Source organism: Streptomyces sp. NPDC059443, from assembly GCF_042750105.1.
In the GTDB taxonomy this organism is placed as follows: domain Bacteria; phylum Actinomycetota; class Actinomycetes; order Streptomycetales; family Streptomycetaceae; genus Streptomyces.
On record NZ_JBHYVM010000048.1, the window covers coordinates 44,905 to 54,805 of the forward strand.

The window sequence follows — 9,901 nt, forward strand, 5'->3', positions numbered from 1 at the left end:
TCGAACACGCTCCGGGTCACCACCGATTAGGCTGTTACTTCGCGCAAGGAACGAACCTGGAGGCTTCCGGTGAAGGTCGGCTGTATCGGACTCGGCGACATCGCGCAGAAGGCGTACCTGCCCGTCCTGACCACGCGTCCAGGGCTCGAACTGCACCTGCAGACCAGGACTCCGGCCACGCTGGAGCGGGTCGGCGCCCACCACCACATTCCGTCCGGACGGCTGCACACCGACCTCGATTCCCTGCTCGCGCAGAAGCTCGACGCGGCCTTCGTGCACGCCCCGACCGCCGTCCACCCCGAGATCGTGGAACGGTTGCTGGAGGCGGGCGTGCCGACGTACGTGGACAAGCCGCTCGCCTACGAGTTCGCGGACTCGCGGCGTCTGGTCGAACTGGCCGAGGAGCGCGGGGTGTCGCTCGCCGTCGGCTTCAACCGCCGTCACGCGCCCGGCTACGCGCAGTGCGCCGACCACCCGCGCGACCTGATCGTCATGCAGAAGAACCGGGTCGGCCTGCCCGAGGACGTGCGGACCTTCGTCCTGGACGACTTCATCCACGTCGTCGACACCCTGCGGTTCCTGCTGCCCGGCGAGGCCGACCACATCGACGTGCGGGCCGTGGTGCGCGAGGGGCTGATGAGTCAGGTGGTGCTCCAGATGTCGGGGGCCGGTTTCACCGCGCTCGGCATCATGAACCGGCTCTCGGGTTCCACCGAGGAGGTGCTGGAGGTCTCCGGACAGGACACCAAGCGCCAGGTCGTCAACCTCGCGGAGATCATCGACCACAAGGGTCAGCCCACCGTGCGGCGGCGCGGGGACTGGGTGTCGGTCGCCCGCCAGCGCGGCATCGAGCAGGTGGTGGACGCCTTCCTGACGGCCGTGGAAACGGGCACGACCCTGAGCGCGCGCGACGCGCTGCTCACCCACGAACTGTGCGAGCGGGTGGTGAGCTCGGCTCTGGAGCAGGCCTCCTGAACGGCTTCCCGCCGAACTTCCCACCGAGCCGCGTCCCGAGCCGCGGCGAGCGGACGCCCGCGGCCGCGCCGTAGGCCGCCAGGGCGGCCAGCGCCGCGCCCACGGGCCAGTCCCCGAAGCGGACGTAGAGAGTCGTGCCGCGGGCGAGCGGGACCTCGTACACCCGGGCCGTGCTCGCCGAGGTGGGCAGCGCCGGCCCGACCGGTTCGCCGGACGGGCCGCGCACCTCGCTGATGCCGGTCAGGGTGGCGTGGACCATGGGCCGGCCGGTCTCGGCGGCGCGCAGCGCGGTCAGCGAGGCGTGCTGGGCCGGGGCCCAGCCGTCCTGGAACGTGGACGTCGACGACTGGTCGATCAGCAGGGCGGCGCCGTCGCGGGCGAGGTGGCGGGTCATGTCGGGGAACGCCGACTCGAAGCAGACCAGCGGCCCGAGGCGGACGTCCGCCCGGCCGGGCAGGTCCATCAGGACCTGGGCGCTGCCCGGTACCCGGTTCTCCTCGGCCGCCTTGCCCACCGAGGTGGCCCAGCCCAGCAGCGCGCGGGCCGGTACGTACTCGCCGAAGGGCACCAGGCGCATCTTGTCGTACCGGTCGCCCGTGGGGCCCCGGGGTCCCACGAGGACCGCCGATTTACGGATCCCGGGCCGGTCGGCGGCCCGGGCGTCGACATTGACCAGCAGCGGTGCCCCGACCTGCGCCGACAGGGCGGCGAGGCGCCGGGCCAGGTCCGGGCGGGCGGTCAGATCCTCGCCCACGCTGCTCTCGCCCCAGACCACCAGGTCCGGGCGCTGCCCCGCCAGGGTCCGGGTGAGCTGCTCCCCGATGTCGAACCGGCGCTCCGGGCTGTCCGGGCCGTCCGCGACCAGGCCGGGCTGTACGACGGCCACGCGCAGCGTGCCCGAGACCTCCGGGCGGGGCACCCACAGCCACACCACCCCCGTCAGCACGGCGCACCCCGTCACCCCGGCCACCGCCTGGAACCGGGCCCCCGGCACCGCGACCAGCAGCACCAGGGCGCAGTTCACCGCCACGACCAGCAGGCCGACCAGCCAGACACCGCCCACCGAAGCCAGCCGCAGCGCCGGGGGCACCTGCCACTGGCTGGCCCCGAGCAGCCCCCACGGCCCGCCCAGCCCCTGCCAGGACCGGGCTAGCTCCGACAGCAGCCACCCCGCCGGTACGAGGACCAGCGCGGCCGTGGCCCGGCCCCCGCCCGGGGTCCCGCCGAGCAACTCCCGCACCAGCAGCGCCCAGGGGATCCAGAGCACGCCCAGCAGCGCGGCCAGGGCGAACAGGAACACGTGCAGGCTGGGCAGCAGCCAGTGGTGGACCGCGAAGATGAACCCGGCTCCGCCGAGCCACCCCTCCAGGGCGGCGCGCCGCCCGGTGGGGGCCGACCTCAGCAGCAGCATCCAGGGCACGAGGGCGACGTAGGCGAACCACCAGAGCGCGGGGGCGGGGAAGGCGAGGCAGGGCAGCGCCCCGGCCGCGACGGCCGCCGCCGCACGCCACCACCTCACCCGCTTCGAGACCGTCAGCACCATGAGGGGCCTCCGCTTCCAGTGTGGAACAGCCCTGCGGATCCGGCCCGGCCCGCAGGCCCGCAGGCCCGTAGGCCCGTAGGCCCGCCGGACCGGTGGGCCGGTCAGAAGGCCATGTGGCGCCACTTCTCGTGGACGGTGACCCGGGAGAGCCGCCAGCCGTCGCGGGCGGTGCGCGCCACGGCGAAGGTGTAGCGGCCCGCGGCGACGAAGTTGGGCGCGGTGACCGTGCCGTCGGAGTCCTCGCCGGCCAGCCGCATCGGATTGAGGAAGTCGGCCCGGACCTCGGCCGTGTCACCGGGGGAGCCGCCCAGGTCCGCCACCCGGATCAGCCGGTTGACGATGAGGTGCTGACGCACCGGGAACAGTTTCATCGTCTCCGCGAGCCAGTCCGCCACCTCCCCGGCCGGGCCCTCGACCCCGCCGGCCGAGCTGTAGTCGGCCCGCCCGCCCGGGGCGAACAGGGCGCGGTAGGCGGCCCAGTCCCCGTCGTCCACGGCCACCGCGTACCCCGTGACCAGCTCGTCGATCGCCAGCCGGTCCATCACGGTCGCAAGGTCCACACGCTGCGTCATCGGGCAAGTGTGGGGGTGCGGGGCGCGGAGGCCAAGGGGCGTGCGCGGCCGGGATCTTCCGGTGACGGCCTAGTGGCCGGAATGGGCCTCCCTGGGGCGGACCACGACGAGGAACGCGTCGCTGGCCAGGTCCATCACCACCTCGGCCGGCACGCCCTCGCGCATCCGCTGCGCCGCGTACTCCTCGGCCGGCCAACTTCCCCTCGGACTCCCGGCCGGAAACCGTTCCAGTACCACTCGACCCATGGGACACCCCCTGCTGCTTGCCTTCAGGTCTCTCCAGGGACAACGACGCGGAGGCCGCCCGGGAACGTTCCCGGACGGCCTCCGATTCACGCGAAACGGTGAGCGGCGCCGTTACCCGGCAGCGGCCTCGCCGGCGTGGGGGCTCAGCACGCCCATGGCGATCAGGGCGAACAGCACGATGCCCAGCAGGATCCGGTAGATCACGAAGGGCATGAAGCTCTTGCTGGAAATGAATTTCATGAACCAGGCGATGACCACGTAACCGACGACGAAGGCGATGAGCGTCGCGAAGACCGTCGGGCCCCAGGAGACCTGCCCTTCGCCGAGCTTCGTCAACTCCATGCCGCCCGAGGCCACTACCGCCGGGATGGCGAGGAGGAAGGAGTACCGGGCCGCCGCCTCGCGGGTGAAGCCCATCAGCAGACCGCCGGAGATGGTCGCGCCGGACCGGGAGACGCCGGGGATCAGCGCCATCGCCTGGCAGAGACCGAAGATCAGACCGTCCTTGACGCCCAGTTCCTTGAGCGTCTTGCGCTCGCGGACCGCGCGGTGCCGGCCGCCCTCCTCATCACGGGCCGCCAGCCGGTCGGCGATGCCGAGCACGATGCCCATCACGATGAGCGTGGTGGCGATGAGGCGCAGATCGCGGAACGGGCCCTCGATCTGGTCCTTGAGCGTGATGCCGAGGATGCCGATCGGCATCGAGCCGACGATCACCAGCCAGCCCATCTTGGCGTCCTGGTCCGAACGCATCGCCTTGTCCGTCAGCGAGCGGAACCACGCGGACAGGATCCGGCCGATGTCCTTGCGGAAGTAGATGATCACCGCGGTCTCGGTGCCGATCTGGGTGATCGCGGTGAAGGCGGCGCCCGGGTCCTGCCAGCCGGCGAATGCCGCGGTCAGCCGGAGATGGGCGCTGGAGGAGATCGGGAGGAACTCCGTAAGCCCCTGGACGAGACCGAGGATTAGGGATTCGAACCAGCTCATGTCGGGGTGCGCTCGTCCTTGTGATCGTCGGGCAGTTCGGGTCCGATGCTAGGGCCCGTGGGGTACGGCCTTGACCACAGGGGGGTGGTTGGGCGTCAGTTCGCGTGCCGGTACGCGGACTCGCGCGGGTTCGCCAACGGGCGCGAGGTGGTGGCGCTTGCGCCACGCGACGATCGCGGCGCCCACCCCGGAGACGGCGATGAAGCCGAACGAGGCGAGAAAGGCAGGGGAGGTGGGGGAGGAGGCGCTGGCCCCCGCGACCACGTACGCGGCGGTGTTCGGGACCACGCCGATCGCCGTGGCGAGGAGGAAGGGGGCCCAGCCGCAGCGGGACATCGCGGCGGCGTAGTTGGCCACCGCGAAGGGCAGGCCGGGGAAGATCCGTACCGCCAGCATCGAACGGAAGCCGTGCCGGGCCAGCTGGTCGTCGGCCGCCCGCAGCCAGCGGCCGCGGATCAGCGGACGCAGGGCCTCGCGGCCCATCATCCGGCCGAGGCCGAAGGAGAGCCCGGCGCCGAGCACCGAGCCGGCCACCGCCGCGACCAGGCCGAACTGGGAGCCGAAGAGGGCGCCCGAGGCGAGATTGAGCAGCGGGCGCGGCACCAGGGCGGCCGTGCACACCCCGTACGCCGCCGCGAAGAGGAGCACCGCCGCGCCCACCGGGAGCCCCGGGGGCCAGCCCTCCGACAGCAGCCGCTGGGGCTCGTACAGCACCACGCAGACGCCGGCGGCCAGGAGCAGCACGACGAGCAGCGAGAGCCGGGTCCACGGCGCGAGGAGGAGGGACATTCCGGGAGACTAACCGACCCCCGTGACCCGCGCCGTAACCAAGGACACCCCGCCGCCCGGCGCTGCGGTGAATAACCATTCGACGGGCCACGGCCGCTCCGGCAGGATCGACCACATGTCCAGGTACGCCTTCCCCGCAGCGCCGTCCGCAGTCGCGGACGCGCCGGAGGCTGCCTTCTTCGCAGAGGCATCTGCCCTCGCCGCGTTCGACGGCGCACGAAGCTGACCCTTCCCGGATCGTCCGGCGGACCCCACAGGGGGAGGGTCGGTTCGCTTCGGGGGTCCCGTATTTCCAGCTTCGGATCACACGGGAAGACATCATGGCCAAGACGGCCTTCGTACGCACCAAGCCGCACCTCAACATCGGCACCATGGGTCACGTCGACCACGGCAAGACGACGCTGACCGCCGCCATCACCAAGGTCCTCGCCGCGCGCGGCGGCGCCTCCTTCGTGCCGTTCGACCGGATCGACCGGGCTCCGGAGGAGGCCCGGCGCGGGATCACCATCAACCTCACGCACGTCGAGTACGAGACCGACACCCGGCACTACGCGCACGTGGACATGCCCGGGCACGCCGACTACGTCAAGAACATGGTCACCGGCGCGGCCCAGCTCGACGGGGCGATCCTCGTCGTCTCCGCGCTCGACGGGGTCATGCCGCAGACCGCCGAGCACGTGCTCCTCGCCCGGCAGGTCGGCGTGGACCACATCGTCGTCGCGCTGAACAAGGCCGACGCCGGGGACCCCGAGCTCACCGACCTGGTCGAGCTGGAGGTCCGCGAACTGCTCACCGCCAACGGCTACGGCGGGGACACCGCCCCGGTCGTACGGGTCTCCGGGCTCGGGGCGCTGGAGGGCGACCCGCGCTGGACCTCGGCGATCGAGGCCCTGCTCGACGCCGTGGACACGTACGTGCCGATGCCCGTGCGCTACACGGACGCGCCGTTCCTGATGCCGGTGGAGAACGTCCTCACCATCACCGGGCGCGGAACCGTGGTCACCGGAGCCGTCGAGCGGGGCAGCGTCCGCATGGGCGACCGCGTCGGCCTGCTCGGCGGCGACGGCGAGGCGGTGGAGTCCGTGGTCACCGGGCTGGAGACCTTCGGGAAGCCGATGGAGTCCGCCGAGGCCGGGGACAACGTCGCGCTGCTGCTGCGCGGGGTGCCCCGCGACGCGGTGCGCCGAGGACACGTGGTGGCCGCGCCCGGCAGCGTCGTACCCACCCGGCGGTTCACCGCGCGGGTGTACGTCCTCTCCGCCCGGGAGGGCGGTCGCAGCACGCCGGTGGCCTCCGGCTACCGGCCGCAGTTCTACATCCGCACCGCTGACGTGGTGGGCGACGTGGACCTGGGCGAGGCGGGCGTGGCCCGGCCGGGGGAGACGGTCACCATGACCGTCGAGCTCGGGCGGGACGTCCCGCTGGAGAGCGGGCTCGGCTTCGCGATCCGTGAGGGCGGGCGCACGGTCGGCGCGGGGACGGTGACCTCGGTCGGGTAGACGGCGGGGCGGTACCCGTTGTGGTGACGGCGGTCGGCTTGCGCCAGACTGCCGTCACCACTGGCATGCGGGGAGGGAGCGGTCCATGGGCGGCGACGGCCACGGCAAGACCGACGGCACGACGGACCACAAGGCGGACGGCAAGGGCACCGCGCTGGTGCTCGGCGGCGGCGGGCTGACCGGCGTGGGCTGGGAGGCCGGAATGCTGTACGGGCTCGCCCGCGCGGGCGTCGACCTGTCCGGCGCCGACCTCGTCGTCGGCACCTCGGCCGGCTCGGTCGTCGGCGCGCAGCTCACCTCCGGGCTGCTCACCCCGCGAGAGCTGTACGAGCGCCAGCTCGGCGACCCCGGCGGGGAGCTCCCCGCGAAGCTGGGGACCGGGCTGATCGCACGGTACGCCGTCGCGATGGTGCGCTCCCGCGACGCGAAGGCCTACCGGCGCCGGGTCGGGGCCATTGCGCTCGCCGCCGGCACGGAGTCGGAGGCGGAGCGCCGCGAGGTGCTGCGGGCCCGGCTGGTCTCGCACGAGTGGCCCGAGCGGCGCCTCGTCGTCGCGGCCGTGGACGCGCTGACCGGCGAACTCGCCGCCTTCGAGCGGGGGAGCGAGGCCGGGCTGGTCGACGCGGTCTCGGCGAGCTGCGCCGTGCCCGGGGTGTGGCCGCCGGTGACGGTCGCGGGGCGCCGGTTCATCGACGGCGGGATCCGCTCGGCGACCAACGCCGACCTGGCCGCCGGCTACGCCCGCGTGGTGATCCTCGCGCCGGTGTCCATGGGCGGCGGGCTCGTCCCCTCGCCCGCCGCGCAGGCCGCACGGCTGCGGGCGGCCGGGGCGAAGGTGCTGCTGATCACCCCGTCAGCGGCGGCCCGCAAGGTCTTCGGGCGCAACGTACTGGACCCGGCCCGGCGCGATCCGGCGGCCCGGGCGGGGCTGGAGCAGGCCGCCGAGCACGCGGCGGAGGCCGCCGGTGTCTGGGCGGATCCGGCGGCCTGACAATGGTGCGGTGAGTGACGAACAGATTCCGGTGATCCGGGACGTGGCCCAGGGCACCGCCAAACTGATGCCGGACGTCGACGGGGAGCGGGCCTGGCTGCTCACCGTGGACGGCGCCCCGCAGTCGTACGTGGACCTCGACGACCCGGAGCACCTGGAGTTCGAGTACGTACGCCGCCTCGCGCACGTACTGGACTGCGTGGGCGAGCCGGGGGCCCCGCTGGACCTGCTGCACCTGGGCGGCGGCGCGCTGACACTGCCCCGGTACGCGGCGGCGGCCCGTCCCGGGTCGCGGCAGGACGTGGTCGAGTTCGACGGGGGACTGGTCGAGCTGGTCCGCGAGTTCCTGCCGGTGGCGGACGGCGCCGGGATCACGGTGCACGTCGCCGACGCGCGGGCCTGGCTGGAGGCGGCGCCGGACGCGAGCGCGGACGTGGTGGTGGGGGACGTATTCGGCGGTTCCCGGGTGCCGGCTTCGCTGACCTCCGTGGAGTACGCGCGCCAGGTGGCGCGGGTGCTGAGGCCCGGCGGCGTCTACGCGGCGAACCTCGCGGACGGGGCGCCGTTCGGGTTCCTGCGCGGGCAGCTGGCGAACTTCGGGGCGGTGTTCGGGGAGCTGGGGCTGATCGCGGAACCGGGGGTGCTGCGGGGGCGGCGGTTCGGGAACGCGGTACTGCTGGCTTCGGACCGGGAGCTGGAGGTGGCGGGGCTGTCGCGGCTGTGCGCGGCCGACGCGTTTCCCTCCCGGGTGGAGGCGGGGGACGCGCTGCGGCGGTTCATGAAGGGAGCCCGGCCCGTGGCGGACGCCGATGCGGTGGCTTCGCCCGAGCCGCCGGAGGGGGCGTTCAGCCTCGGCTGAGGGCGGGGTCGGGGGTGGGGCCGGGGGTGGGCTCGGGGGGTCTGCGGGTCATGTGGCGGACGTCCGGGACCAGGAGGACGGCCGCGGTGACCACGATGACCAGGGCCGCGCAGCCCCAGAGGGCCTGGGTGCGGCCGATGGCGGATTCGACCGGGCCCGCGACCGCCGTGGCTAGGGGGAGCATCGAGACCGAGCCGAACCAGTCGTAGGCGGAGACCCGGGAGAACTTCTCTTCCGGGATCTCCTGGTGCATCGTCGTCATCCAGCTCACGCCGAACACCTCGATGGCCGTGCCGCTCACGAACATCACCGCGCACAGCCCCCACACCGGCAGCGGCACCGCCAGCCCGGCCGAGGGCAGCGCCAGCGGGAACACGCACAGGGTGCCGACCAGCAGCAGGCGGCGTGGTTTCCACACCATCATCAGGACGGCCCCGCCGATGGTGCCGATGCCGAAGAAGCCGAGCGCCAGGCCCCAGGGAGCCGGGCCGCCCAGCTGGTCCCGGGCGACGAGGGGACCGTAGACCGCCTCGGCGGCGCCGACGACGGCGACGACCACGGAGAACTGGAGCACGACGCTCCACAGCCAGGGGCGGCTCCTGAACTCCACCCAGCCCTCGCGCAGATCGGCCAGCAGGCCGCCGCCGGAGGTCCGTTCGGCGACGCGGCCGACGTCGAGGAAGGCCCGCAGGGCTCCGGCGACCGCGAAGGCGGCCGCGTCCAGGGCCAGGACCCAGCCGGGCCCCATCGCGGCGATCATGGCTCCGCCGAGGGCCGCTCCGCCGATGCCGGCGCCGTTCATGGCCATCCGGAAGAGGGCGAAGGCGCGGTTGGCGTGCTCGCCGGAGACGCTGGAGAGGAGCATGCCCTCGGCGGCGGGGTTGAAGAAGGCGGTACCGGTTCCGCACAGCGCGGTGAGCAGCATCATCTGCCACAGCTGCGGGTCGCCGGCGAGGACGAGCACGGCGAAGGCCGCCTGGGAGAGGCAGTTCAGGATGTTGGCCGCGACCATGACGTGGTGGCGGGGTATCCGGTCGGCTATGGCTCCGCCGATGAGGAGGAAGAGGACGAGCGGCAGGGTGCGGGCGGCGGCCACCAGACCGACGTCTCCGCCGGAGCCGCCGGCGTCGAGCACGGCGAACGCGGCCGCGATGAGCGCTCCGTGGCTCCCGAGGTTCGTGACGACCGCCGCACCCGTCAGCAGGGTGTAGTTGCGGCCGGCCCAGGCGGGCCGGCGCCGAAATGCGGACGAACGGGACGTTCCGGGGGAGGGGGTGGGGAGAGGACTCACCCCTGGACTATCCCCGTACCGGGGGGGGGCCGACAACCCCCACGCGCGCCCCCGCGGGGGGGCGGCGCGGCGCCGCGGGCGGGGTTGTGCGGGGGGCGCGGGCGAGGCGCCCGCCCCGCCGCGGCGCCACACCCCGCGCCGCGGCAGCG

9 protein-coding genes are annotated in these 9,901 nt (G+C 73.6%); 4 read left to right on the forward strand and 5 right to left on the reverse strand.

What is annotated here, in order from left to right:
* The first annotated feature begins 69 nt into the window (after positions 1-69).
* Positions 70-975, forward strand: a complete 906-nt coding sequence (locus ACFXDJ_RS33190) for a Gfo/Idh/MocA family protein (RefSeq protein WP_384651520.1) — start codon at positions 70-72, stop codon at positions 973-975.
* Here ACFXDJ_RS33190 and lnt read toward each other — a convergent pair.
* The 4 genes from lnt to ACFXDJ_RS33210 all read right to left on the reverse strand — a co-directional run bounded on the left by lnt (position 920) and on the right by ACFXDJ_RS33210 (position 5,112).
* A complete protein-coding gene (gene lnt / locus ACFXDJ_RS33195; RefSeq protein ID WP_384851136.1) occupies positions 920-2,518 on the reverse strand; it encodes an apolipoprotein N-acyltransferase in 1,599 nt (532 codons plus the stop codon). The two genes, ACFXDJ_RS33190 and lnt, sit on opposite strands and share 56 nt — an antisense overlap.
* A gap of 101 nt (positions 2,519-2,619) precedes the next feature.
* Positions 2,620-3,090, reverse strand: a complete 471-nt coding sequence (locus ACFXDJ_RS33200; RefSeq protein WP_384651518.1) for a nuclear transport factor 2 family protein — start codon at positions 3,088-3,090, stop codon at positions 2,620-2,622.
* 357 nt (positions 3,091-3,447) lie between these two features.
* Positions 3,448-4,323, reverse strand: a complete 876-nt coding sequence (locus tag ACFXDJ_RS33205; RefSeq protein WP_384651516.1) for an undecaprenyl-diphosphate phosphatase — start codon at positions 4,321-4,323, stop codon at positions 3,448-3,450.
* A 48-nt stretch (positions 4,324-4,371) separates the two neighbouring features.
* Positions 4,372-5,112 (reverse strand): TVP38/TMEM64 family protein, encoded by a 741-nt coding sequence (locus ACFXDJ_RS33210; protein ID WP_384651514.1) that lies wholly within the window; start codon positions 5,110-5,112, stop codon positions 4,372-4,374.
* A gap of 320 nt (positions 5,113-5,432) precedes the next feature.
* Between ACFXDJ_RS33210 and tuf the strand changes: the two genes are divergently transcribed.
* From tuf to ACFXDJ_RS33225, 3 genes are all read left to right on the forward strand, one after another.
* The gene (gene tuf, locus ACFXDJ_RS33215; protein WP_384851138.1) at positions 5,433-6,611 is read left to right on the forward strand and encodes an elongation factor Tu; all 1,179 of its coding nucleotides are present in this window, start codon (positions 5,433-5,435) and stop codon (positions 6,609-6,611) included.
* 85 nt (positions 6,612-6,696) lie between these two features.
* Positions 6,697-7,602 carry a patatin-like phospholipase family protein gene (locus tag ACFXDJ_RS33220; protein WP_384663890.1) on the forward strand — a complete coding sequence of 302 codons (906 nt, stop codon included), beginning with the start codon at positions 6,697-6,699 and terminating at the stop codon, positions 7,600-7,602.
* A gap of 67 nt (positions 7,603-7,669) precedes the next feature.
* Positions 7,670-8,461: a spermidine synthase gene (locus ACFXDJ_RS33225; protein WP_384663894.1), complete on the forward strand. Its 792-nt coding sequence runs from the start codon at positions 7,670-7,672 to the stop codon at positions 8,459-8,461.
* Here ACFXDJ_RS33225 and ACFXDJ_RS33230 read toward each other — a convergent pair.
* Complete coding sequence (locus ACFXDJ_RS33230) at positions 8,448-9,752, reverse strand: MFS transporter (protein WP_384851140.1); 1,305 nt, start codon at positions 9,750-9,752, stop codon at positions 8,448-8,450. The two genes, ACFXDJ_RS33225 and ACFXDJ_RS33230, sit on opposite strands and share 14 nt — an antisense overlap.
* Positions 9,753-9,901 lie beyond the last annotated feature (149 nt).